The organism is Vreelandella profundi (genome assembly GCF_019722725.1).
GTDB classification, from domain to species: domain Bacteria; phylum Pseudomonadota; class Gammaproteobacteria; order Pseudomonadales; family Halomonadaceae; genus Vreelandella; species Vreelandella profundi.
The window spans coordinates 2,232,618-2,256,147 of record NZ_CP077941.1; the positions used below are offsets into that span (position 1 = coordinate 2,232,618).

Annotated in this window: 21 protein-coding genes; 12 read left to right on the forward strand and 9 right to left on the reverse strand. The window is 54.5% G+C overall.

The window, feature by feature from the left end; genetic code table 11:
• Positions 1 to 68: 68 nt before the first annotated feature.
• The 3 genes from KUO20_RS10295 (at position 69) to ydiJ (ending at position 5,351) form a co-directional block, all read left to right on the forward strand.
• Positions 69 to 1,316 (forward strand): dicarboxylate/amino acid:cation symporter, encoded by a 1,248-nt coding sequence (locus KUO20_RS10295; protein WP_235039782.1) that lies wholly within the window; start codon positions 69 to 71, stop codon positions 1,314 to 1,316.
• 190 nt (positions 1,317 to 1,506) lie between these two features.
• Positions 1,507 to 2,097: a DUF4202 domain-containing protein gene (locus tag KUO20_RS10300; protein ID WP_235039783.1), complete on the forward strand. Its 591-nt coding sequence runs from the start codon at positions 1,507 to 1,509 to the stop codon at positions 2,095 to 2,097.
• A 113-nt stretch (positions 2,098 to 2,210) separates the two neighbouring features.
• The gene (gene ydiJ, locus KUO20_RS10305) at positions 2,211 to 5,351 is read left to right on the forward strand and encodes a D-2-hydroxyglutarate dehydrogenase YdiJ (RefSeq protein WP_235039784.1); all 3,141 of its coding nucleotides are present in this window, start codon (positions 2,211 to 2,213) and stop codon (positions 5,349 to 5,351) included.
• 29 nt (positions 5,352 to 5,380) lie between these two features.
• Here the strand turns inward: ydiJ and trpC are convergent, their stop codons facing one another.
• The 3 genes from trpC to KUO20_RS10320 are packed head-to-tail and all read right to left on the reverse strand — an operon-like array spanning position 5,381 to position 7,886.
• A complete protein-coding gene (gene trpC, locus KUO20_RS10310; RefSeq protein ID WP_235039785.1) occupies positions 5,381 to 6,184 on the reverse strand; it encodes an indole-3-glycerol phosphate synthase TrpC in 804 nt (267 codons plus the stop codon).
• 40 nt (positions 6,185 to 6,224) lie between these two features.
• Positions 6,225 to 7,244 carry an anthranilate phosphoribosyltransferase gene (trpD, locus tag KUO20_RS10315; RefSeq protein WP_235039786.1) on the reverse strand — a complete coding sequence of 340 codons (1,020 nt, stop codon included), beginning with the start codon at positions 7,242 to 7,244 and terminating at the stop codon, positions 6,225 to 6,227.
• Between the two features lie 36 nt (positions 7,245 to 7,280).
• Positions 7,281 to 7,886, reverse strand: coding sequence for an anthranilate synthase component II (locus tag KUO20_RS10320; protein WP_235039787.1), 606 nt, complete (start codon positions 7,884 to 7,886; stop codon positions 7,281 to 7,283).
• A 321-nt stretch (positions 7,887 to 8,207) separates the two neighbouring features.
• On the opposite strand from KUO20_RS10320, the gene KUO20_RS10325 reads away from it, so the two are divergent.
• Positions 8,208 to 9,122, forward strand: a complete 915-nt coding sequence (locus KUO20_RS10325) for a metal ABC transporter substrate-binding protein (RefSeq protein ID WP_235039788.1) — start codon at positions 8,208 to 8,210, stop codon at positions 9,120 to 9,122.
• Positions 9,123 to 9,132: 10 nt separating this feature from the next.
• Here the strand turns inward: KUO20_RS10325 and trpE are convergent, their stop codons facing one another.
• Positions 9,133 to 10,620 carry an anthranilate synthase component I gene (trpE, locus tag KUO20_RS10330; RefSeq protein WP_235042465.1) on the reverse strand — a complete coding sequence of 496 codons (1,488 nt, stop codon included), beginning with the start codon at positions 10,618 to 10,620 and terminating at the stop codon, positions 9,133 to 9,135.
• Positions 10,620 to 11,348, reverse strand: coding sequence for a phosphoglycolate phosphatase (locus tag KUO20_RS10335; RefSeq protein WP_235042466.1), 729 nt, complete (start codon positions 11,346 to 11,348; stop codon positions 10,620 to 10,622). Before KUO20_RS10335 ends, trpE begins: the two co-directional genes overlap by 1 nt.
• Before the next feature lie 132 nt (positions 11,349 to 11,480).
• Here KUO20_RS10335 and KUO20_RS10340 point away from each other — a divergent pair, with 132 nt between their 5' ends.
• A complete protein-coding gene (locus KUO20_RS10340) occupies positions 11,481 to 12,779 on the forward strand; it encodes an NAD(P)/FAD-dependent oxidoreductase (RefSeq protein WP_235039789.1) in 1,299 nt (432 codons plus the stop codon).
• A 20-nt stretch (positions 12,780 to 12,799) separates the two neighbouring features.
• On the opposite strand, the gene rpe is transcribed toward KUO20_RS10340, so the two are convergent.
• Positions 12,800 to 13,495: a ribulose-phosphate 3-epimerase gene (rpe, locus tag KUO20_RS10345; RefSeq protein WP_235039790.1), complete on the reverse strand. Its 696-nt coding sequence runs from the start codon at positions 13,493 to 13,495 to the stop codon at positions 12,800 to 12,802.
• Positions 13,496 to 13,742: 247 nt separating this feature from the next.
• Between rpe and cysP the strand changes: the two genes are divergently transcribed.
• Genes cysP through KUO20_RS10370 form a run of 5 tightly spaced genes read left to right on the forward strand, consistent with a single transcriptional unit; the run spans position 13,743 to position 18,206 of the window.
• Positions 13,743 to 14,753: a thiosulfate ABC transporter substrate-binding protein CysP gene (cysP, locus tag KUO20_RS10350; protein ID WP_235039791.1), complete on the forward strand. Its 1,011-nt coding sequence runs from the start codon at positions 13,743 to 13,745 to the stop codon at positions 14,751 to 14,753.
• Between the two features lie 26 nt (positions 14,754 to 14,779).
• Positions 14,780 to 15,634: a sulfate ABC transporter permease subunit CysT gene (cysT, locus tag KUO20_RS10355; RefSeq protein ID WP_235039792.1), complete on the forward strand. Its 855-nt coding sequence runs from the start codon at positions 14,780 to 14,782 to the stop codon at positions 15,632 to 15,634.
• Complete coding sequence (gene cysW, locus KUO20_RS10360) at positions 15,634 to 16,461, forward strand: sulfate ABC transporter permease subunit CysW (protein WP_235039793.1); 828 nt, start codon at positions 15,634 to 15,636, stop codon at positions 16,459 to 16,461. Before cysT ends, cysW begins: the two co-directional genes overlap by 1 nt.
• On the forward strand, positions 16,458 to 17,552 hold the full coding sequence (locus tag KUO20_RS10365) for a sulfate/molybdate ABC transporter ATP-binding protein (RefSeq protein WP_235039794.1): 1,095 nt from the start codon (positions 16,458 to 16,460) through the stop codon (positions 17,550 to 17,552). The genes cysW and KUO20_RS10365 overlap by 4 nt, the downstream gene beginning before the upstream one ends.
• Before the next feature lie 60 nt (positions 17,553 to 17,612).
• Positions 17,613 to 18,206, forward strand: a complete 594-nt coding sequence (locus tag KUO20_RS10370; RefSeq protein WP_235039795.1) for a YajG family lipoprotein — start codon at positions 17,613 to 17,615, stop codon at positions 18,204 to 18,206.
• Between the two features lie 43 nt (positions 18,207 to 18,249).
• Here KUO20_RS10370 and KUO20_RS10375 read toward each other — a convergent pair whose 3' ends face one another.
• The 3 genes from KUO20_RS10375 to KUO20_RS10385 all read right to left on the reverse strand — a co-directional run bounded on the left by KUO20_RS10375 (position 18,250) and on the right by KUO20_RS10385 (position 19,986).
• Positions 18,250 to 18,882 (reverse strand): class I SAM-dependent methyltransferase, encoded by a 633-nt coding sequence (locus tag KUO20_RS10375; RefSeq protein ID WP_235039796.1) that lies wholly within the window; start codon positions 18,880 to 18,882, stop codon positions 18,250 to 18,252.
• Between the two features lie 50 nt (positions 18,883 to 18,932).
• Positions 18,933 to 19,568: a TIGR04211 family SH3 domain-containing protein gene (locus KUO20_RS10380; protein WP_235039797.1), complete on the reverse strand. Its 636-nt coding sequence runs from the start codon at positions 19,566 to 19,568 to the stop codon at positions 18,933 to 18,935.
• Between the two features lie 88 nt (positions 19,569 to 19,656).
• Complete coding sequence (locus tag KUO20_RS10385) at positions 19,657 to 19,986, reverse strand: DUF1820 family protein (protein ID WP_096279094.1); 330 nt, start codon at positions 19,984 to 19,986, stop codon at positions 19,657 to 19,659.
• Between the two features lie 219 nt (positions 19,987 to 20,205).
• Here KUO20_RS10385 and KUO20_RS10390 point away from each other — a divergent pair, with 219 nt between their 5' ends.
• Both KUO20_RS10390 and KUO20_RS10395 read left to right on the forward strand, forming a co-directional pair.
• Entirely contained in the window at positions 20,206 to 21,429 is a 1,224-nt protein-coding gene (locus tag KUO20_RS10390) for an ATP-grasp domain-containing protein (protein WP_235039798.1), read from the forward strand.
• Between the two features lie 30 nt (positions 21,430 to 21,459).
• Positions 21,460 to 23,508 (forward strand): hypothetical protein, encoded by a 2,049-nt coding sequence (locus KUO20_RS10395; RefSeq protein WP_235039799.1) that lies wholly within the window; start codon positions 21,460 to 21,462, stop codon positions 23,506 to 23,508.
• The last annotated feature ends 22 nt before the right edge of the window (positions 23,509 to 23,530 follow it).

Sequence of the window (23,530 nt, forward strand, 5' to 3'; positions counted from 1 at the left end):
AGTGCCCGCCGATTCGACTGGCGAATCGCCGAAGGATAGGCTTTTATACTTTTGATAGGAGGTGGGCAGTGCCAGAAACAGCACAGCAAGGAAAATTTGCCTGGTGGCGACGAATCGCCTTATGGAAGAAGATTTTAGCCGGCTTGGCGCTGGGTATTTTAGCGGGGGCGCTGCTAGGCGAGACCGCTAGCGTATTTAAACCACTCGGCGACATTTTCATCAACGCGATCATGATGCTGATTGTGCCCCTGGTGTTTTCTACGCTGGTGGTAGGCATTACCTCGATGCGTGACCCGCAGAAAATGGGCCGCATTGGCGCTAGAACAATTACGCTCTATTTGATCACCACCGCCTTTGCCATCAGCATCGGCATGCTGTTATCTACCTTGCTGCAGCCCGGAGTAGGCGTCAATTTAAGCTTTGATAGCGAAGTGGCTGCAAACGAAGCCCCGTCGCTGATTTCTATTCTGGTTGATTTAGTGCCACGCAATCCGCTGGATGCCCTGGCCAACGGCAACATTATGCAAATCATTGTGTTTGCCATTGGCCTGGGTATTTCACTGACGCTCATTGGCGATAAAGGCGAGCCAGTGATGAAGGTGTTCGACAGCTTTGCCGAAGCCATGTACAAGCTCACGGGCATTGTAATGGCCTTTGCACCCTTTGGCGTATTTGGCTTGATCGCGCATGTCTCTGGCCAATACGGCCTAGAGATACTGCTACCGCTGGCCAAGCTGATTGGCGTCGCGTATCTCGCCAGCATCCTTCACGTCCTGCTGATCTACTCCGGCTTTGTCTATCTGATTGGGCGCTTAAATCCTATGCGCTATTTGCAGGGTAGCCTGGACGCTATTGTCGTAGCATTTTCGTCGGCGTCTTCTGCCGGCAGCCTGCCCATATCTATCCGCTGTGCGCAGAAAAACCTTGGCGTTTCCGAAGGTGTTTCAGGATTTGTGCTACCGGTAGGCGCCACTATCAATATGGACGGCACGGCACTTTACCAGGGTGTGGTGGTGCTGTTTATCGCTCAGATGACCGGCACTGATTTGAGCATGATGGATTACGGTATGATTGTTGCCACCGGCACGCTGGCCTCGATTGGCACCGCAGGCGTACCGGGCGCTGGCTTAATTATGCTCTCGATTGTCATGGCGCAGGTTGGCCTGCCGCTAGAAGCGATCGCGGTCGTCGCGGGGATTGACCGCATCCTTGATATGGCGCGCACCAGCGTCAATGTCGCCGGTGATTTAATGGTGACGACCCTCGTAGGTAAGAGCGAAGGCGAGCTCAACGAAACCGTCTATAACGCCCGCTAGACCTAACGCAGGCCGTTATTAATCAAAATCGTCCGCCTGCTGCGCTTTGCAGCACGGCGGATTCAAGCTTTTCCCACTCAGCCGTTGTGATTGGCGCTGTTTCGCGGCAACCTAGTGTCTATTCAAACTAGAAGCCATTCAATCTAGAAGCCATTCAATTTCACCATTCTCTTAGCCGAGCACCGCTGCTATGCCGACTGCTTTTGATCAAACGCTCGCTGCCATTGATGCGCTGCATGCACAAGACCCGCGCACCATTAGTCTCGCTGATGGCACGTCAATGCCGCAGGAACTGGCCTATTCTCAGCGCATGAGTGGCTGGCTAGATAGCGTGCATGACGAACCTGATGAAGTACTCCGCCTGGCGATACGTGCTCAGCATCTGCAACGCTGGTTAGTACCCCGCGAGCAGTACCCTGAAGGGCGCGTGGGTTACCTCACCTGGCGCCGCGACCAGGGCATTCGCGCTGGCGATACAAGCGCTCAGCTAATGCGCGATGCCGGTTTTTCAGCCGAAGACGCCGAACGAGCCGCCACCATTATTAGCAAGAAAGGCCTCGGACGCGATGCCGACGTCCAGGCGTTAGAAGACTGTGCCTGCCTCGTTTTCCTAGAGAATTACTTCGCGGACTTCTCGCGTAAGATTGAGCACGACCATATGGTGCGTATTGTGCAAATGACGTGGCGAAAAATGTCGCCCCGTGCCCACGCACTAGCCTTAACGCTGCCGATGTCAGACGCCTCTTTAGCGCTCGTCAAAGAAGCGCTGGGTGCCGAGTAAGGTACGGATAAGAGACTGAGTAAATCATCACGTTAAGATGCAGCTAAGCAACCGCTGCGGTAAAGTAGCCAACTTCCTTTATTGCGCCCCCGGCACTGACGGCTTAATCATCTATGATTGCACCCCTGGACACGCGTTCCGCTCCGTTTGAGCGTTTAGGTAGCGCCTATGTACGTTTTCTCGAAGCCCTCAAAACACGCGGCTTTGAAGGCGACATTGCCCCTGATTACGCTCATCGCACGGTACTGGCGACCGACAACTCTATTTACCAGCGCCTGCCTCAGGCGGCGGTTTACCCCAAGCATGCCGAAGATCTAGAGCGCCTGACCAAGCTCGCCGCACAAACGACTCATCGAAGCGTTGTGTTGACGCCACGCGGGGGCGGCACCGGCACTAATGGCCAGTCACTGACCGACGGCATAGTGGTCGATGTCTCGCGCCACATGAATAAGATCCTTGAAATAGATACTGAGAACCGCCGGGCGCGCGTGCAGGCCGGCGTGGTAAAAGACCAGCTCAATGCCGCTCTAAAACCTTACGGACTGTTTTTCGCCCCGGAACTTTCGACCTCCAACCGCGCCACCATCGGCGGCATGATTTCAACGGATGCTAGCGGCCAAGGTAGCTGCGAATACGGCAAAACCCGCCATCACGTGTTGGAACTTGATACCGTTTTACTCGGCGGCCAGCACCTGCACAGCCGCGCGCTAACCTCGGACGAAGAGCACAGCGAATGCCAACAAGAAGGTGCTTTAGGCCGAGTGCATACCACCGCCGCCGCGATTATCGACCAGCAGCGTGATTTGATAGAGGCAAAATTCCCGCCCCTCAACCGCTGCTTAACCGGCTACGACCTTGCCCACCTGCGCGATGACGAAGGCCAGCTCAATCTCAACAGCCTGTTATGTGGCTCGGAAGGTTCGCTGGGCTTTCTGAACGAAGCGGTGCTGAACGTGCTGCCGATTCCCAAGCACTCCACCCTGGTCAACGTGCGCTATACAAGCTTTATGGATGCCCTGCGGGATGCTAAAGCACTAATGGCGAGTGCCGCACGGCCCACGTCGATTGAAACCGTCGATGATACAGTGCTCCAGCTCGCCATGGAGGACTTTGTCTGGGATAGCGTGGCCGAGTTTTTTCCTGCCACCGGCAGCGTGCCGATTCGTGGCATTAACCTGATTGAATTCAACGACGATGACGAGAAAGCTCTCGCCCACCGCGTACAGTTATTTACCGACTATCTAAGCCAAGACCCAACGGTAGAAAGGCTGGGCTTTACTCTGGCGGAAGGACGCGCTCAGATTCAGAAAGTCTACGGCATGCGTAAACGCTCGGTGGGCCTGCTGGGCAACGTCCAAGGTGAAAAACGGCCGATTCCATTCGTAGAAGACACCGCCGTGCCGCCAGAACATTTGGCTGACTTTATCGCCGAATTTCGTGCCGCACTGGACGCCCGCAATCTAACCTATGGCATGTTCGGCCATGTGGACGCCGGCGTACTTCACGTGCGCCCCGCCATCGACATGAAGGACCCAGAGCAGGAAAAACTGATTCGCGTAGTCTCAGACGAAGTAGCCGCCCTTACCCAAAAATATGGCGGCCTGCTGTGGGGTGAACACGGCAAGGGCGTGCGCTCAGAGTATTCGCCTAAGTTCTTTGGCGAGCTCTACCCTAGCCTTCAGCGCGTAAAAGCTGCGTTTGATCCTTACAACCAGCTTAATCCAGGCAAGATCGCGACGCCGCTGTCCTCTGCAAACGAAGGCGTAGAGGCAACTGCAACCAGCGAGCCTAGCCAGCTAATTGCCCGCGAGCGCGATCCAGAACTGCTGACGATTGATGGCGTGACGACGCGTGGCCAGCTTGACCGTACCATCGATGAGCGAGCATGGCAGGCCTATGACGCCGCGGTGTACTGCAACGGCAATGGCGCCTGCTATAACTACGACGTTGACGACCCGATGTGCCCTTCCTGGAAGGCCACTCGGGACCGTCGTCACTCGCCTAAAGGCCGCGCCAGCTTGATGCGCGAATGGCTGCGCTTACAGTCCCTGGCGGGCATTGACGTAGTCGAAGAATCACGCAAGAAAAAAGCCGAAGGCGGCTGGGGCTTTATTAAAAGTTTTCCGCGCCGAATGGCCAATAGCCTCAGCCGCAAACAGCATCACGACTACTCCCATGACGTTTACGACGCCATGGCAGGCTGCCTGGCCTGCAAATCGTGCGCAGGACAGTGCCCGATTAAGGTCAATGTCCCTCAGTTTCGTTCGCAGTTCTTGGAGGTTTATCACGGCCGCTATCTGCGCCCGCTGCGCGACTATATCATCGGCGGCACCGAGTTCATGTTGCCCTCTCTAGCCAAAGCCGCGCCGCTGTATAACGCAGTAATCGGGCAGCGCTGGGTCGAAAAGCTAATGGGCCAACAGCTTGGCATTAGCGATTCGCCGGCGCTTTCGCCGTCAAGCGTTAAAAAGCAGCTACGGGCGTGGGGAGTGGCTGAAGCAACGCCCGCAGCGCTTGCCATCCTCACCGAGCAACAGCGCGCTAACAGCGTGATCATTGTTCAAGACGCCTTTACCACTCATTTTGAAGCCACACTGGTCATGGATATCGTCGAGCTACTCTCGCGGCTTGATCTGCGAGTGTTCGTGATGCCCTTCTCTGCGAACGGGAAACCCCTTCAGGTACAGGGCTTTCTGGGTGCCTTTGAGCGTACCGCGGCCAAACAGGCCAAGCGGCTGCGCACATTGGCACGCTTTGACATTCCGATGGTTGGCATTGATCCAGCGATGACCCTGACGTACCGCCAAGAGTATGTGAAAACGTTTGGGAATCAGGCAGTGCCCGACGTAATGATGCTCCAAGAGTGGCTAGTAACCCGCCTTAACACCTTGGCGCCTAGCCAGCTAACGCTCACCGACCCGGGCTTTAAGCTGCTATCTCACTGCACCGAGAAAACCAATGCGCCGGCCAGCCCCAAGGCGTGGCAGCAGGTGTTCTCGGCGTTTGGTTTGGAGCTTGAGTTGATGGCCACCGGCTGCTGTGGCATGTCCGGCACCTATGGCCATGAAACCCGTAACGTGGCGACCTCAAAGGTCATTTACGCACAGTCCTGGCAGCCGCAGGTGGAAGAAAAGCACAATGCGGGCAAGCTGTTAGCGACCGGCTACTCCTGTCGTAGCCAGGTGAAACGCTATTCCAGCCAAACCTTGCGTCACCCGCTTCAAGCGCTGCTTACGCTGTTACGCAGCGCTTAACCAATCGACAGCCAGGCTCGGCGCCAAGCTTAGAAAAACAGCTTCTTCAGCGCCAGGCCTGGATCGCCTTCACGCATAAAGGCCTCACCCACTAAGAAACCGTTAACGCTATGATCACGCATTAGCTTAACGTCATCGCGGGTATGAATACCCGACTCGGTGATCACCGTGACATGTTCAGGAATCCGCGACAGCAGATCAAGCGTGGTATTCAGGCTCGTTTCAAACGTATGCAGATTGCGATTATTGATGCCGACAAGCGTCAGGTCGAGTGCCAGGGCGCGCGCCAGCTCATCGGCATCGTGCACTTCTACCAGCACATCCATGCCTAGCTGGTTAGCCTGCTGATTCAGATCGCGTAGCTGGCTATCATCTAACGCAGCCACAATCAGCAAAATGCAGTCCGCACCAATCGAGCGAGCTTCTGACACCTGATAGCCGTGAGTAATAAAGTCTTTGCGAATCACCGGCAGTGAACAGACATCACGAGCGGCAATCAGATAGTCCTCATGACCCTGGAAAAAATCAGCATCGGTGAGTACGGAAAGACAGGCAGCCCCCGCTTGCGCATAGCTTTTAGCGATATCCGAAGGATGAAACTCTTCACGAATCACGCCTTTGGAGGGCGAGGCTTTTTTTACCTCTGCGATAATGGCCGGGTCACCTGCCGCAATGCGTGCATTGAGGGCTTTAATAAAGCCGCGTGGCGCGCTTTGCTGCTCACCTAGCGCCAATAGATCCTGCTCTGAAACCGCTTGACGGCGCTCAGCCACCTCTTGGTCTTTACGGGCCAGAATGCGCGTTAAAATAGTCGGCGTTGCCTGTTGAGTCATGATGATCTCTTCGTGTTTAAAGCTTATCTTGTTTAAGAGCCTACGGCTTAAAAACGCTAGTAAAGTGCGAAAGCTCTTTAAGCTTTTCAAGCGGCAGCTTGGACGCTTGCGCATCCTGGGCCACCAGTACGCCTTCTTTTAACGTGTCCGCCACCCCAGAACAATAAAGCGCGGCACCGGCATTCAGCGCGACCATATCCGCAGCGGCACCGTCACCGGCCAGCGCAGCTTTCACTAAACGCAGGCTATCTTCTGCATTATTGGCTTTAAGCGTGGCTAGGCTCTGACGCTCAATGCCCAGCTCTTCTGGCGTCACCGTATACTGGGTAATCTCGCCATTCTTGAGCTCCGCAATCAGCGTGGGGCTCGCCAGCGAAATCTCATCTAAGCCGTCTTCTGAGTGCACCACCATGACGTGGCGGCTACCCAGCGTTTTAAGCACTTCGGCCATTAGCGGCACAAGTTCCGGGGCGTAAACACCCAGCACCTGATTAGGCGCACCGGCGGGGTTCGTTAACGGGCCTAAAATGTTAAACAGCGTACGCACGCCCATCTCACGGCGAGGGCCAATAGCGTAGCGCATTGCCGGATGGTGGTTAGGTGCAAACATAAAGCCTACCCCCACCTGCTCGATACAGCGCGCTACTTGCTGCGGCTTAAGGTCAAGATAAATGCCCGCCACGTCGAACAGATCAGCACTGCCAGACGATGATGAAACGCTGCGGTTACCGTGTTTGGCCACATGGGCACCCGCCGCCGCCGCGACAAAGCTCGCAGCGGTAGAAACGTTAAACAAATTGGCACCGTCGCCGCCAGTACCCACGATATCCACCACGTTTTCAACGTTTAGCTCGACGCGCTTCATTAGCTCGCGCATTACCTGGGCAGCGGCGCTAATCTCTAACGCGCTTTCGCCTTTCATGGCTAACCCCATCAGCAAGGCGCCGATTTGCGCATCGCTCGCATCGCCGGTCATGATTTGGCGCATCAAAGCATGCATGGTGTCGAAAGAGAGGTTTTCGCGGCGCATGACCGCATTAATCGCATCTCGCATTTGCATGAGCAGAGGAGCCCCTAAAGCGTGTGAAACCGGCAATCAGCCGCGTTTTAAAAAGTTGGCCAATAGCTCATGACCTTGGCGGGTAAGAATCGACTCGGGATGAAACTGTACCCCTTCAATATCCAGCTCGCGATGGCGTAACCCCATGACTAAACCAGGCGTGACATCATCATCGCCTGTCCAGGCAGTCACTTCTAAACAAGCGGGCAGGCTCGCCTTATCGACCACCAGAGAATGATAGCGAGTCACTTGCACGGGGTTCTCCAGCCCTTCAAAAACGCCTTGATTATCGTGCCATACGTCTGACGTTTTGCCGTGCATAACCTGCGGAGCGCGAACCACTTTACCGCCATAGACTTGGCCAATCGCCTGATGTCCCAGGCAAACGCCTAAAATAGGCAGCTTGCCGGCAAAGTGTTCAATCACCGCCATTGAAATACCCGCTTCATTGGGCGTACAAGGGCCTGGCGACACCACTAGGTGCGTAGGCGCCAGCGCTTCAATCTGCTCAATGCTGATTTCGTCATTACGATGAGTGATTACTTCAGCACCCAGCTCACCCAAATACTGCACGATGTTAAACGTGAAGCTATCGTAATTATCGATCATTAAGACTTTTTGCACTGACTGTCCTTTCGCCATTGCCCCGCTTACTCCCTCGCCTTATGAAACTGCTAATAAAAACTATGGGCTCGATGATACCGCAACCGAGCACTTCCTTGCAGGGGTTAAGTGTGGCCCTTCATCAACAGTGCTTAAAAAGAATAAACCGCTCTGTTCGTCATAATGCACGCTATGCTTAGGAATGGCCCGTTTTTCAGCCTTATGGCACTTAGCTCTCTGCATAGGCCGCTGCATTGGAGCTGGCAACGAGCCATCGCAGTCTTTATTATCTGCCGTCTTTTTCGCTAGTTTTCAAGTTCGTTCTTTAAGTTAGTCCTTCAAGTCAGTCAGGAGCGTGGGATGTTAAAGCGGGTTATCTGGATGAGTACGCTCTTGTGCGTCGCGGTGCTGAGCACGGCGCCAGCCTATGCCAACCCCACACTACGCGTTATTGCCTCGTTTTCAGTTATGCAAGACCTGGTAAAGCGAGTCGCCGGTGATGCGGTTAGCGTCAACGTGATTGTACCTGCAGAAGAAGATGTTCATCGCTGGGAGCTAACGCCGCCCAACGTACTCGCTCTGGAAGAAACCGATATCGTGTTTTACAACGGACTGGGGTTAGAGCCCTGGATGCACCATGTTGAGGCGATGTCAGGTGACCGGCTGACGTTGGTAGAAGTAGCCGCTCAAGCAGATTTCGCGCCGATGACGGTCTCTACCGGGCTACATAAAGGCGAGCCAGACCCGCATATGTGGATGGATCCCCAAGGCGCCGCCGCCTACATTGATGTCATTGCTGAAGTTCTAGCCGAACATCTGCCCGAACAGGCCGATGCATTTTATGCGCGCGCTGAAGAGGCGCAGAAAGCGCTCGCAATCATTGATCAGGCGGTGAAAGAGCGTCTTGACGGGATTCCGCAAACTAATCGCACGCTGGTGACTAGTGAGGCGGGCTTTGGCTACTTTGCGCGCGCCTACGCCTTCCAGGCGCTTGGAATTTGGGGAGTGAATCATGAGACTCAAGGCAGCGCGCTGGCGATGGCTAAGATGAGCGAACGTCTTGCCGAAAAACGTCCATTGGCGCTGTTCTACGAGAGCACCACCCCGCCGATACACATGGATGCCTTGTCACGTGAGACATCGCTACCGCTGGCAGGCCCCTTATATGTCGATGCACTAAGCAATGCCGATGGCCCGGCGGCTAACTACTCAGCCATGTTGCGCCACAATGCGGAAGTGCTGCATACCGCGCTAGGAGGCGCAACGGCCGAGTAATCGCCCAGGATTAAAGGTTGTCTAACCCACGTTCAGCCATGGCCACTGCGCGGAAAATCGCGCGCCCCTTATTAAGCGTCTCCTGCCATTCCATTTCGGGAACCGAGTCAGCCACAATGCCTGCTCCGGCCTGAACATGCAGCTGGCCGTCTTTAATCACCGCGGTACGAATGGCAATCGCAGTGTCCATATTGCCATGCCAAGATAAATACCCCACCGCCCCAGAATAAATACCCCGCTTAACCGGCTCAACCTCATCAATTATTTCTAACGCGCGAATTTTAGGCGCCCCGGAAACCGTTCCTGCGGGGAAAGTGGCGCGCAGCGCGTCCATCGCCGTCAGGCCCGGCTTTAGCTGTCCGGTCACGTTGGAAACGATATGCATCACATGCGAATAACGCTCAACGACCATCTGATCAGTGACTTCAACACTGCCGGTTTTACAAATTCTGCCGACGTCATTGCGCCCTAGGTCGATCAGCATGAGATGTTCCGCGAGCTCTTTAGGGTCCGCCAGCAGCTCTGCTTCTAAGGCGTCGTCCTCTTCCTCGGTTTTGCCGCGCTTGCGGGTACCGGCAATCGGCCGTACGGTCACCTCACCGTCTTCCATCCGGGTTAAGATTTCCGGTGACGAGCCCACCACGTGATGGTCACCCAAGTTAAAGAAAAACATGTAGGGCGATGGATTTAGGCTGCGCAATGCGCGGTACAGGTCTAACGGCGACGCCTGATAAGGAATCGACATACGCTGGGAAGGTACGCACTGCATGATGTCCCCCGCCAATACGTACTCTTTAATTTTATCAACGGCGGCCTTAAAGCCGTCTTCGGTAAAACCAGAGTTAAAGTCACTCTCCTGCACGGGCTGTCGGTCGCTGCCGGCATTATTAGGGCTGATGTGCGCTTCGCGCAGGCGGGTCTCAACATGTTTCAAATGCGTTTGAGCACGCTCTAGGGCATCTGGCTTGGCAGGATCAACGTGGGTCCAGATGGTAAGACGTCCAGAAAGATTGTCGAATACCACAAAGTCATTGCACACCATGAGCAGAATATCAGGCACTTTTAGCGGGTCAGGCTTATCTGCGCCGCCGCGCAGACGCGGCTCAATATAGCGAATTGTGTCGTAGCCAAAGTAGCCGACTAGCCCGCCGTCAAAACGCGGCTGATCATCTAATTTGGGCACTTTAAAACGGCTCTGGAATGTTTCAATCCACGCGAGGGGATCTTCCACTTCGGCGACGCCAACGGTTTCACCCTCGTTGATGTGGTGCACCGTAAAGCCACGCACTTCAATGCGCTCATGGCTAGGCAGCCCAATCATGGAATAACGACCCCACTTTTCACCGCCTTGCACGGACTCAAATAAGAACGTCCAGGGTGTATTGGCGAGCTTTAAATAAGTGGAGAGCGGCGTATCTAAATCTGCCAGCACATCACGCGAAACAGGGATTCGGTTGTAGCCTGCCTGGCTAAGCGCTTGAAAACGTTCTGGGGTCATCATGAAGCGGTCCTTGTCGCATGGGGTGCGGTCATCAGCAATTCGGTTAACGAACTGACTACCAGGTCGGGGTGACTGTGCTCAATCGGCTCGCCGTGATTATAACCATAGGGCAGCGCGATCGTCGTAAAGCCCGCCGCTTTACCCGCAGCCACATCATGGCGCGAGTCGCCGACCATGACGCACTCAGAAGGGGATATTTGACACTTATCAGCGGCGCTCAGCAGCGGCAACGGGTGGGGTTTCTTTTCAGCCAGCGAATCACCGCCAATCCAAAGCGTGAAATAATCGATTAACTTGAAGTGGTTAAGCAGCGGCTCAATAAAACGCTCAGGCTTATTAGTGATTAATACCAGTGTCATGCCGTGCTGATGCAGCGCCTGAAGCGTTTGGATAACCCCCGGATAGAGCGTCGTGAGAGCATTGGGCGCGGCGCCATAATGTTTTATAAAAGCCTCATACGCGCGCTCTTGAAGCGCTGACTCTGTCGCCTCTTCCCCCGCCCAAGCCAAGGCTCGCTGCACTAATACAGATGCCCCGTTACCCACCCAGTTGCGCACCTCGTCTTCACTCGGCTCGCGCAGCCCTAAATCACGCAAGGTCCGCATGACGGCGATCGCAAGATCTGGCACGGAATCAATCAACGTGCCATCCAGATCGAACGCAATCAGTCGTTTGTCCTGTAGCACTGAATGTAATGTCGAGTGTCGTATTGAATGCACCTTGATTGCCCTCTCACTTCATTCGCTGCTGAAAATCTTTCGTTAGCCACCTATCTTACTCGCTCTAGGCCAACTTTCGCATTAGTCAGAAGCTGAAGAAACTTCTATGCTATGGCTAATTTAGCCATGGAGGTAATAATGACCACTCCCACCATTGTGATTGTCGGCGGCGGCGCGGGCGGTTTAGCCCTTGCAACACGTTTAGGCCGTACCTTAGGTAAGCGCAAACGAGCAGAAATCGTGCTGCTTGATCGTGACACCACCCATGTTTGGAAACCGCTGCTCCATGAATTAGCGACCGGCGTGCTTAATTCCAGCATGGATGAGGTGGATTATCGCGGGCACTCGTCGGCCCATTTCTACCGCTTTCAGCGTGGCTCACTAACGGGCATCAATCGTGAAAAGCAATTGTTGCAGTTAGCATCGATTCACGATGAGGACGGCGTCGAAGTACTCCCCGCCAGGGAGCTTTCGTATGACTATTTAGTAATGGCGCTAGGCAGCATTTCCAACGACTTCGGCACCCCTGGCGTTGCTGAGCATTGCCACTTTATCGATTCGCCACAGCAGGCCAAAGCCTTCCAACGCGACATGATCAATACCTTTTTGCGCTACACCGATCCGACTCTGCGCCAGCATACACAGCTGACCATCGGCATCGTCGGCGGTGGCGCAACCGGGGTAGAGCTGGCGGCAGAGCTGTTTGATGCCTCACGCATGCTGAATGCCTACGGCGTGACGTCATTAGATCATCAGACAATTAGCGTTCACTTATTGGAAGCAGCGCCGCGTTTGCTACCAGGCCTTTCTGAGCGAATCAGCCAGACGGTTAAAACTGAGCTTGAAAGCATGGGCGTGACCGTCCACACCAACACCGCCATTAAAGAAGCCCAGGCGCATCAGCTGGTAACCAATGACGGAGAAGTGATCGAAACGGATATCAATGTGTGGGCAGCCGGCATTAAAGCACCGCCATTTCTGGCGGAACTCGGGCTGACGACCAACAATAAAAACCAAATCAACGTAGCCACCACGTTACAAAGCGTCGACGACGAGAGAATCTTTGCCCTCGGCGACTGCGCGAGCTGCCCGATGGGTGAAAGCGGTACGGTGCCACCTCGTGCACAGGCGGCCCACCAGCAGGCAACGCTACTTGCCAAAAATTTGGTCAATCATTTAGCCGGCAAGCCGCTTGCTGACTTCCGCTACCGTGACCATGGCTCGCTGGTATCGCTTGCGCGCTACGACGCGGTGGGCAATTTAATGCGCAGCTCGGCCTCCAAAGGGCTATTTTTAGAAGGCTGGCTGGCTCGCCAGGCTTACGCCTCGCTGTACCGCATGCACCAGCTTTCTATTCACGGGGCGCCGAAAACAGGGCTGTCTTGGCTAGTAGACAAACTCAATCGCTATTTAAAACCGCGTATGAAGCTGCACTAAACGCCCCGCTATATTTTCGTTTACGCCTTTGCCAGCGCTGCGCGCAGCTGCTTGATGACCGTATCGTAGCCGTGCGGATCGCTGGCCTGGTGAGCGCTGAAGATAGCTGACCCAGCCACAAAGGTATCGGCACCCGCGGCGGCAATATCGGCGATATTGTCTACCTTCACGCCGCCATCGATCTCCAGGCGAATAGCATAAGGAGAGGCATCGATGCGCGCGCGGGCTTCGCGCAGCTTGTCCAGCGTGCCAGGAATAAAGGACTGGCCACCAAAGCCTGGATTGACGCTCATTAACAGCACCATATCGACTTTATCCATCACGTAGTCGAGGTAGGAAAGCGGCGTGGCCGGATTAAATACCAGTCCCGCTTTACATCCACCGTCGCGAATAAGCTGCAGCGAGCGATCCACGTGCTCAGAAGCTTCCGGATGAAACGTAATGTAGCTTGCCCCCGCGTCGATAAAATCATTAATCATACGATCGACCGGCTTGACCATTAAATGCACATCAATAGGCGCCGTCACGCCGTGCTTGCGTAGCGCTTTGCACACCATGGGTCCAATGGTCAGATTGGGCACGTAATGATTGTCCATCACGTCAAAGTGAACTACATCCGCACCAGCAGCCAGCACGTTATCTACTTCCTCACCCAGCCGGGCAAAATTAGCCGATAAAATAGAAGGGGCAATTAAAAAATCCTGCTCAGCGGTCATATTCCAATCCTGCTTATTAATCAGTAGACGAGATTAGCTCCCCCGAATGCCTGTGGGCACAGGCAAGAAAGCATAGCCAGCTGCCTATCTTACCAGAGCCAAACCCCAGCCACTTATACGCAGCGGCGCAGATTATCAGGCATATATTCTTAAATAGAATATAAAGCATGATTGTAATTCCACATTGATAGATTTAACCTTGCCAATATTGCGTTTCTAAGCGCTTACCGCTCAAAGGAGTTTATCAATGTCAATGCCAACCATTTTCAGCCGCAGCCTGATTGCCATCGCGCTAGGCGTTACCGTGAGTGGTACGGTAACAGCGCAAGAGCGTGAACTGCTCAACTCATCGTTCGACGTTGCTCGAGAGCTGTTTGCCGCTATCAACCCAGAGTTTCAAGCGAAGTGGCAAGAAGAGCACGGCGAAGAAATTGAGATTAGCCAGTCGCATGGCGGCTCTTCTGCCCAGGCGCGCGCCATTTTGCAAGGGCTACGTGCGGATGTGGTGACGTTTAACCAAGTGACCGATGTTCAGGTGCTCGCAGATGCCGGGCTGGTCGCCGAAGACTGGCAGCAGGCCTTCGAAAACAATGCGTCTCCCTATTACTCCACGACGGCTTTCTTGGTGCGTAAAGGCAATCCCAAGGGGATTGAAAGCTGGGACGACTTGGTGCAAGAAGACGTATCAATGGTCTTTCCGAATCCCAAAACGTCCGGCAATGGCCGCTACACCTATTTAGCGGCATGGGGGTTTGCCGATAACGAGTTCGATGGCGATGAAGAACAAATTGAAGACTTCATGCGTACGTTCTTAGCCAATGTTGCCGTATTTGATACCGGCGGCCGTGGTGCAACCACCAGCTTTATCGAGCGCGACATTGGCGATGTGCTGATTAGCTTTGAGTCTGAGGTAAACAATATTCGACGTGAATACGGCAGCGACGATTACGAAGTGATCGTACCGCCGATAAGCGTTCTAGCTGAATTTCCTGTCGCCGTGGTAGAAGAAAACGCTGAGCGTAATGGCAACAGTGACTTAGCGCAAAGCTACTTAGACTACCTGTACACAGAAGAGGCTCAGCGCCAGCTGGCGGGCTTCAATTACCGCGTGCACAACGAAGCCGTGGTGGCAGAATTCGCTGACCAATTCCCGGAAATTGAGTTATTAAAAGTAGAAGACGTGTTTGGTAGCTGGGATCAAGTCATGGACACTCACTTTGGCAGCGGTGGCGTTCTTGATCAGCTACAGCGCCGCTAATAACTATCTATGAGCAAGCCTCAACTATGAGTCAACTCGCATCTTGGCGAACCGGCAGCACACGCGTGCTGCCGGGCTTTGGCCTGTCTATGGGTATCAGCGTGCTATTCATCTCGCTGGTGCTGCTGCTACCGATTACCGGCCTGTTCGGACAGTTAGCGAAGCTTAGCCTTGCCGAGTATTGGGCGATCATCACCGAAGGACGCGTGGTGGCAAGCTATATGGTCACCATCGGCGCTGCGGCCGTGGCGGCGCTGATTAACGCCGTATTTGGACTGTTACTCGCGTGGGTACTGGTACGCTATGAGTTTCCTGGCAAGCGCTTGCTAGACGCGCTGATGGACCTGCCCTTTGCGCTGCCTACCGCCGTTGCCGGCATTACGCTGGCCACGCTTTACGCCAGCAGCGGTTGGATGGGCCGGTTACTCGAGCCACTGGGCTTTCAAGTTGCCTACACCTGGGTAGGCATTGCGCTCGCCATGGCATTTACCAGTATTCCGTTTGTTGTTCGGACCGTTCAACCGGTGCTAGAAGATCTGCCAATTGAAGTCGACGAAGCGGCTATGTCGCTAGGCGCAACGGATTCTGTCGCCTTTCGTCGCGTCATCATGCCTCACCTGTGGCCTGCGCTAGTGACCGGCACGGGGCTTGCCTTTGTGCGCTCGCTAGGCGAGTTCGGTGCGATTATTTTTATCGCTGGCAATATGCCTTACGAAACAGAAATCACCGCGCTGATGATCTTCGTCAAACTGCAAGAATATGATTACGCAGGAGCGTCTGCGATTGCGTCAGTGGTGCTATTTGTATCGTTGGCCCTGCTACTGGCCATTAATATTTGGCAGGGCCGTTTTGTGCGCCGCCTGCACGGAGGGAAAGGATAATGCATCGAATTGGGGATTCGCCACTTATCCGGCGCCTGTTAGTGGGCGCGGCTCTGCTGCTATCAGCGCTGTTTCTATTGCTGCCACTGATTGCTATTTTTGCCCAGGCGTTTTCGCAAGGTGTGATGGTGTTCTGGGCGAATGTCGGCAACACCTTTACCCTGCATGCGATTGGCCTCACTCTGATGATTGCGCTGTTAACCATTCCCGTCTGCTTAGTGTTTGGGGTTGCGCTGGCCTGGCTGGTCACTCGGTTTAGTTTTCCTGGGCGGCGCATTCTGCAAACGTTAATCGACATTCCCTTTGCAGTATCGCCAGTGGTCGCCGGGCTTATTTATCTGCTGCTTTATGGCCGCAACGGTTGGATCGGTAGCTGGCTCGATACTCACGACATTCAATTGATGTTCGCGTGGCCCGGCATTTTGATGGTGACTATTTTTGTTACCTGCCCTTTCGTTGCCCGAGAGCTTATTCCACTCATGCAGGCCCAGGGCTCTCGCGAAGAAGAAGCGGCTGTCACGCTTGGCGCTTCAGGCTGGACCACGTTTCGCCGCGTCACGCTGCCCAATATTCGCTGGGCGCTGCTTTACGGTGTCATTCTCACCAACGCCCGTGCAGTAGGCGAATTTGGGGCTGTCTCAGTGGTCTCAGGGGCTATTCGTGGCAAAACGAATACCCTGCCACTGCATCTTGAGCAGCTCTATCAGGATTACAACGCCGTGGGCGCATTTGCCTGCGCAGCGTTACTCGCATTCATTGCCCTACTCACGCTCGCGGCCAAGGCTGGGCTGGAATGGCGCGCATCGCGCCGGGAGGCATTCGCATGAGCATCCGTTTACATAATATTGCCAAGCATTTCGGCAGCACCCAAGCCTTAGAGCCTATCAATTTAGATATTCATGAGGGCGAACTGGTCGGCCTACTAGGGCCATCAGGGTCCGGCAAAACCACTTTGCTGCGTATTATTGCGGGCTTGGAAAATGCCGACCACTCTGCACAGCCGGGTAAAATTCTGTTTGGCGAACGCGACGTAACCAATGTGCATGTGCGCGATCGGCGCATTGGTTTTGTGTTTCAGCACTATGCGCTGTTTCGCCATATGAGCGTGTATGACAACGTGGCGTTTGGGCTGACCGTTCTGCCGCGCAAACGTCGCCCTAGTAGCGGCGAGATTCGCGCCCGAGTGTTTAGATTGCTGGAAATGGTCAAATTGGAGCATCTAGCAAACCGCTACCCTGCCCAGCTTTCAGGTGGCCAGCAGCAGCGCGTTTCGCTGGCTCGCGCCCTGGCGGTCGAGCCTGAGGTACTGCTATTGGATGAGCCGTTTGGCGCCCTAGACGCCAAGGTGCGCCAAGAGCTGCGCCGCTGGCTGCGTCATTTACACGACGAGCTCAACTTCACCAGCGTATTTGTGACCCACGATCAGGAAGAAGCGTTGGAGTTGTCTGACCGCGTCGTGGTCATGAGCAACGGCCGTATCGAGCAGATTGATACGCCCGATGAGCTTTACCGCGCCCCTAAAAATCGCTTTGTGTTTGAGTTCCTGGGCGACGTTAATCACCTAGAAGGTAACGTCAGTAATGGCGTATTAACCTGCGGCGACGCCTATTGGCACGTTGACCTGCCGGATGGCCATGAGGAACTACTGCTACGACCCCACGAAGTGCGATTAACGGAGCAGCCCACATCAGAAAGTCATCTGCCGGTCACCATTACAGCGATATCGCCAGTAGGGGCTGAAGTGCGCGTCGAGTTAGAGGCCGATTGGCTAGCCCAGCCTTGGCTGGCCACCGTGCGCCATACTGACTTTGAGCACTTGGCACTGCGCCGCGGGCAGCGCTTATTCGCCCACCCGCGTCACTGGCGACGCTTCCCCAAGGCGGCGTTGAATACAGAGCAACAAACACACTTAGCTTGAGCATACCGCCAACGCTCAGGGCGCGTTATACTGGCATTTTAGCCACCGTGGAGGAAGACCATGCTTCGGCGTCAATTTATACGCATGTCAGGCGTACTACTGGCCAGCGCATGGCTAGCCGGCTGTGCTAGCCCGCAATACTTGCAGCTCAGCCCTGAGCGCAACGCCGATGTGCCGCAAACCGGCTCAGGCCAACAGGTCACGGTGATTGCTCAGGATGGACGCGACAGCGACATTATCGGCAATCGTGCCGGCGGCAATATGTCGACGGCGCAGATTACGGTTAGCAGCCACGAGCTGATTCCACGTTTGCAGGAAGAGGCCGAGCGCGCCGTGCGTGACATGGGCTTTAGCCCGACCACCGAGCAGGCCAATGGACGCCCTAGCCTAACGCTAGAACTGGCCAACCTGAACTACGCCCGAGGCGAGAGCGGCCAGCCGTTAGTCGATGAAGCGCGTCTGGAAGGCGTGTTCCGCGCTATCGCGAAAAACAAGGGCACCACCTACACCGGTACCTATACATCACGCCGCACCCAGGGGTACGCGCTTAAGCCTGACGCCGACAGCAATGCGCGCATGCTGAGCGATCTACTCAGTGATGGGATGAATCGTGCGTTTAGCGACCCTGAACTAGGTCGATTGCTGGCTCGCTAGTCTGTTTATATTACCTCTAGCGTTAATGATACGGGCCACGCCGTTACAAGCGTGGCCCGCGTCGTTCTAGCGCCCATATACTTTCTGCTCGACCACGCTCATCAGGGCTACCCTGCTCCAAAAACGTTAGCGTAAAGTTAGGCGTAAAAAGACTTTCAATCTCGCTGGCCGGCACGCTGTAGGGCGGCCCAGCCCCTTCTTCGCTATGTGACAAACTGATCAGCAGGCCTTTGGCACCTGGCGGCACCAATTGAGCAAGATGAAACGCATAGCGCTGACGCGTCGCTGGCGGCAGTGCAATGAGCGAAGCACGATCATAAAACGCCCCAATCTCAGCAGCCTGTTGAATGTGCAGATGAAAGAAGTCGCCACACCATAGTTCGACGTTGCCTTGCCGGGAAACGGTAAAACCAGCCTGGCTATAGCGTGATACCGCAGTACTGCGCTGAAGCAAAAACTGTTCGATAGCCTCGGGCGCAAACTCAATACCCAGCACTGGATGGCCTATATCGGCCAACCAACGCATATCGACACTCTTACCACACAGCGGCACCAGCACTTTAGTGTCGACAGCCACTTCCAGCGAGGCCCAATGACGCAGCAACGCCGGATGCGACTGCTGCAGATGAAAACCAATTCGCCCTTCTTGCCAACGCTTGCGCCATTGATCGCTCATTATCTAGCCGCCTTGCTGCCTGTATTCACTCAAACGTTTATCCGTGGCGATTAGAACCAACGGTCACGCTTTTTACGACGACGCGGCAGGTGGGGAACAATCAGGCCAACCAATAAGCCAGCGCCCGCCACACCACCGCCATACATAAAGTAGCGCATCAGAAGATCTTCTTCCTGAGTCTCTAGGCGGGCCTGAAGCCCTCTTACCTGCTGGCGCGACGTTTCTGATTGGCTATCGAGCTCTTGGTTACTGGCTTCAAGCTCAGCAATCCGACGCTCACGCACGTCTAGCGTTTCAGTCATCGAAGAAACCCGCTGCTCCCAGGCGTCGTTAATGCCATCAAGTTCCGCGGTTAATTCTTCTACCTGGGTTTCTAAAGCAGGCAACTGCTCAACGGCACTGGGCGTTTGCTGAAGCTCATCGCTCAAAACCCAAACAGCATTGCCATCACCGTTGCGAACGCGCGAGTAATTGCCGCTGGTTTCCAGCACATCAACCTGCTCACCGGCATTAAGCGTACCAATAATGCGGTAGCCATCGGTCGGGCCGCTACGCACATAGGTGCTAAGCTCATCGGTTACCCACGCCTGACTGTCAGACTGGGCAGTAGCGTTAATACTCGCCACACTGAGCAAAACACCGGCCGCAGCGGCGTAATAATGAATACGAATTTTATTTACGTGCATGACATCATGTCCTAGTTAAAAACGCTGCAAGGCGGACGAAGCCAACAGCGCTTATCGCTTAACTTAGCGGTGCGCTTATCTTATACGCTTACCCTTCTCCGCGCGGAGGCAACGGAAAGGGACGGGGGAACTCTGCTACCCGTGCATCGGTTTTGACTGCCTTCAAAGGGCCTTCGCGTTCGACTTCATCAATGCGAACAATAGCGTTCAACGGAAGATAGCTTCGCTTAACGCCTTCGAAAGTTCGCTGTAGCTTCTCAGTCGTAGGGTCAACCACTACACGGCTAGCATCGTCAAAGACAAACTCCTCGACTTCAATAAAGCCCCAGAGTTCGCTTTGAAAGATTTCTCTGACGTATAAATCCCATATTTCACCCTGCTGGTGAACCACTACACGGTAGATCGGCTTGGCCGCCATCTTGGCCTATTCCTCTTGCCACTTGTACATGAAGTTGAACCGCCTAGCTTAGCATATTCACCCCTCTACGCCTTTAGCTATCCCAGCGTTAATGGTTTAAATCACCAGCTGCGTTTGTGCTGCGGACAATGCCCTCATTAGCCGAGCCTAGCTACCATCGTGTATGGTGATGTCGTTAATTTGGTAATTCTGCACGCTCACCAAGTAGGAGTCATCTACATGCAAAAGGATCCAAACAAGGGCTATATCGCCCTATTAGGCTGGAGCCTCAATGCGATTGAAGCGGCCGAAAACTTTGACCGCCGCTACATTGTCGTTGCACCTGACTGGGCTGAAGAGTATTGCCAACAACACAACATCCCTTACGTGCCCTGGAACTTTGAACGCCTCAACGATCGCTCCATTGAGATCGCCCAGACCCTCAAAGAAAAAGGCGTTGACGTCGCCATTCCGCTCTACGAAGAAACCGTTGAGTGGGCCGGCGCTATCAACTCTGTGCTACTTGATAACCCACGCATATACGGCCAGTCGCTGCTGCTGCGTGACAAGGCACTGATGAAGCGCCGTGCCCAGCTAGGCGGCATTCGCGTCGGTATCTTTGAAGAAGCCCACGACAAAGAAGACGTTGTGCGCTTTCTTAAGCGAGTTAACCAAACGCTGCTGAAGCTGGACGGTGACCCCAACGACCCGATCCACCTTAAGGCTTTTGATAAAGCGGGCTGCCTTGGCCACCGCGTTATTCGTACGCCAGATGAAGTAGATACCATCCCCGAAGAAGAGTTCCCGGTATTGATGGAATCGCATCTGGACGGCTGGGAGTTTGCCGTCGAAGCGTGGATTCACGATGGCAAAATTGCCTTCCTGAACATCTCTGAATACGTGACGCTGGGCTATTCAGTGTTTGTGCCTGCATCCCCAGAGCTTGAAAAATACCGCGACCAGATCACTCAGCAAATCGAAAAGCTTATTAAAGCCTTTGATATTGAGTTTGGCTTGATCCACCCGGAATACTTCGTTACTAGCGACGGCGAAATGTACTTTGGCGAGGTTGCTTACCGTCCGCCGGGCTTCAAAGTATTTGAACTGCTTGAGCGAGTTTATGGCTTTAATGCCTATCAGGCGTCTATGCTGGTATTTGATCCGAAAACCAGCAAAGAAGAAGTGGCCAATTTCTTTCCAAAAGAAGTGGTCGATGCGAACGGCTTTGCCGGCTGCTTTGGGGTTTACCCACGCCGCCGAGTGGTCAGCCGCCTGGAAATTCCGGAAGAAACGGAAGATCATCCGTACTTTGAGTCTCATGAGCTAACCTCACCGGTAGAAGAAACCGTGACTAAGCGCACAGCGTTTGGTACCCACTGGGGTCTGATCTACTTTAAAGGCGAGGATGCGCATACGATTCGCGATCTGCTAAAACGCCAAGAAGATCTCGACTTCTATGTATAATCCCCGCTAATGCTGGGATAAGGAGTCACCGTGAAGACAGATCAACTCGCGTCTTCTCAAGAAGATAGTAAGCTCAGTTCACTATTGAGCAAATTTGATGATGCCGTGCTCCTGCTTACGCAGGCGCCCGGGTTCTCAAAGCCCGCCAAACTGCCGCGTGTACTCGACACCGCGCGGCGCGTGCTGTTACAGGATGGCGGTTGTGAAGCGCTCGAATCTCGCGCGAAAGCGTATGAGGACGCGGGCATATTCTTGGGCTCGGATTGGGAAACGCCCCAATATTTAGTACCGACGCTGACAACCTTCGCGCTGAAAAGCGCTGATGCCAATGTGCTCGTCATTGAGGCATTAAGCGAACTTAGGCTTCTCGCCGTAGCCAAGGGCGATGTCGAACATCCTCTCATTTCCAAACAGCATGCCCATCATTATCTAACTCAAGTGATGGCCATCAATCTGTGGCTGCTTTTTTTGGCACCGAGTGAAGCGGAACGCGAAACCCAAGGCCGAATGGCCACTATTCCTCGCCAGCTTTTCCAGCATTTAGCCGACAGAATCGGCTACGAACACATCGTTGATCAACTGATTGAAGAGATTTGGCGCATTTTGAAGCAGCGCCCGATCCAAGTTGATGCGATCAAACAGATGATCACTCAGATTTCGCTTTGCCAGGCTAATCCTGCGATTGATCTAGGCATTAGCGGCCAAGGCGCCGATCGGCTGGTCAGCTCTCTCTATGGCACCACTCAAACCTGTCGCGAAGATCCCGGCGTCGACGTTTATCGCGAACGACTTGAACACATGGATCAAGCCGCTTTACAGGCTGAATCCACCGGTTTTGCCCGAGCGATGCACGATACCGGGCTCGTATCGCCTTACCATGCCGTACTGCTTAGGCACTTGCTGGAAGAAGGCGATCACTTGCTTTCTGAAGCGTTGGGCCTTTCATCCACCGGCCGCGACTGCTTACTGTGCTACCGCGAGCTGGTTCAAGCGCTGATCCGTGGTGGCGTTTATCCTGCTACGGCGCAGGCGGTCTACGGGCTTGCGTTGATGTTAGAGCGAGGCATTCTTTACCAGCCGCCGGTTGCGCCTGCAATGTGGCGCCAGCTGAACTTGCCGCTATCTGAGTGGGCGCAGTCTCGGCTTAACGTTGCTTACGGCGACAGCGCTTCTCCTCGAGCGCGCCTCATTGAAGGTGTGCTGTGCATGCTGGGATTGCCGCTGGGCGTTGGCCAGGGCAATAATCCCACCTGCCAATCTGCCCGAGCACTGTCGATGTGGGCATATAACGACCCGGACTATTTGCTACAGATGGTCGCGTGGGCCGCACGCGATGACGAAATCATTATGCATTTTGAGGGTCAGGCCATCTCATCAATGGAAAGCCTGTCTGGCGTTGCCACCGAGCTACCGATGGATCTCGATCCGGTGTCGCTGATTGTAGTGCCGCACCTGGATCGTATCTATGCAGAAATGGGCCGTCGTTGCATTGGCCGAGAAGGCGACCCTCACCGCTGGGTCAACCCTGAGTTTCACGGCTGGTGGTCGGGGCGTGGTTTTCGTATTAATGTCGATGTAGCGACGGGCCAGCTAACCGATGTAGATAATTTCGTGCGCCATTTCTACGCCTGCTACCATCCTTATTACAATGGCAATCAGCCGCTGATTCACCCACAGCCAGCGGGCATTGCCATTACCGATAGCGCGGCGCGCTTCATCGGCTGGCATGCCATTACTATATTGCGCGCATCGCTTGACCCTTCCGACGTCATGCGGATTTATTTCTATAATCCCAACAACGACAGCGGGCAAGACTGGGGTGAAGGCGTTCTCGTCAGCACCTCTGGCAACGGTGAGCGCTTTGGCGAAGCCTCGTTACCTTTTGAGCGCTTCGTCTCACGGCTGTACATTTATCACTATGATCCTCTGGAGCACGGTGAAATAGCCTCAGTAACGAGCGAGGAACTTGAAAGCGTCAAACACTACCTGCACCGTAGCTGGGGCGCTGCGCGCTTACCGCCTACCGAACTTCAGGCAGATGCTGGGCCCAATGCACCTTTAGACCCCAATGCACCCTAGGCATGGGATAACCGAGCCGTTT

What these genes read in the sequence shown, in the direction of transcription:
- KUO20_RS10300 (WP_235039783.1), top strand. Translation starts at nt 1,507, where the DNA reads ATGCCGACTGCTTTTGATCAAACGCTCGCTGCCATTGATGCGCTGCAT.
- ydiJ (WP_235039784.1), top strand. Translation starts at nt 2,211, where the DNA reads ATGATTGCACCCCTGGACACGCGTTCCGCTCCGTTTGAGCGTTTAGGT.
- trpC (WP_235039785.1), bottom strand. Translation starts at nt 6,184, where the DNA reads ATGACTCAACAGGCAACGCCGACTATTTTAACGCGCATTCTGGCCCGT.
- trpD (WP_235039786.1), bottom strand. Translation starts at nt 7,244, where the DNA reads ATGCAAATGCGAGATGCGATTAATGCGGTCATGCGCCGCGAAAACCTC.
- KUO20_RS10320 (WP_235039787.1), bottom strand. Translation starts at nt 7,886, where the DNA reads ATGGCGAAAGGACAGTCAGTGCAAAAAGTCTTAATGATCGATAATTAC.
- KUO20_RS10325 (WP_235039788.1), top strand. Translation starts at nt 8,208, where the DNA reads ATGTTAAAGCGGGTTATCTGGATGAGTACGCTCTTGTGCGTCGCGGTG.
- trpE (WP_235042465.1), bottom strand. Translation starts at nt 10,620, where the DNA reads ATGACCCCAGAACGTTTTCAAGCGCTTAGCCAGGCAGGCTACAACCGA.
- KUO20_RS10340 (WP_235039789.1), top strand. Translation starts at nt 11,481, where the DNA reads ATGACCACTCCCACCATTGTGATTGTCGGCGGCGGCGCGGGCGGTTTA.
- rpe (WP_235039790.1), bottom strand. Translation starts at nt 13,495, where the DNA reads ATGACCGCTGAGCAGGATTTTTTAATTGCCCCTTCTATTTTATCGGCT.
- cysP (WP_235039791.1), top strand. Translation starts at nt 13,743, where the DNA reads ATGTCAATGCCAACCATTTTCAGCCGCAGCCTGATTGCCATCGCGCTA.
- cysT (WP_235039792.1), top strand. Translation starts at nt 14,780, where the DNA reads ATGAGTCAACTCGCATCTTGGCGAACCGGCAGCACACGCGTGCTGCCG.
- cysW (WP_235039793.1), top strand. Translation starts at nt 15,634, where the DNA reads ATGCATCGAATTGGGGATTCGCCACTTATCCGGCGCCTGTTAGTGGGC.
- KUO20_RS10365 (WP_235039794.1), top strand. Translation starts at nt 16,458, where the DNA reads ATGAGCATCCGTTTACATAATATTGCCAAGCATTTCGGCAGCACCCAA.
- KUO20_RS10370 (WP_235039795.1), top strand. Translation starts at nt 17,613, where the DNA reads ATGCTTCGGCGTCAATTTATACGCATGTCAGGCGTACTACTGGCCAGC.
- KUO20_RS10375 (WP_235039796.1), bottom strand. Translation starts at nt 18,882, where the DNA reads ATGAGCGATCAATGGCGCAAGCGTTGGCAAGAAGGGCGAATTGGTTTT.
- KUO20_RS10380 (WP_235039797.1), bottom strand. Translation starts at nt 19,568, where the DNA reads ATGCACGTAAATAAAATTCGTATTCATTATTACGCCGCTGCGGCCGGT.
- KUO20_RS10385 (WP_096279094.1), bottom strand. Translation starts at nt 19,986, where the DNA reads ATGGCGGCCAAGCCGATCTACCGTGTAGTGGTTCACCAGCAGGGTGAA.
- KUO20_RS10390 (WP_235039798.1), top strand. Translation starts at nt 20,206, where the DNA reads ATGCAAAAGGATCCAAACAAGGGCTATATCGCCCTATTAGGCTGGAGC.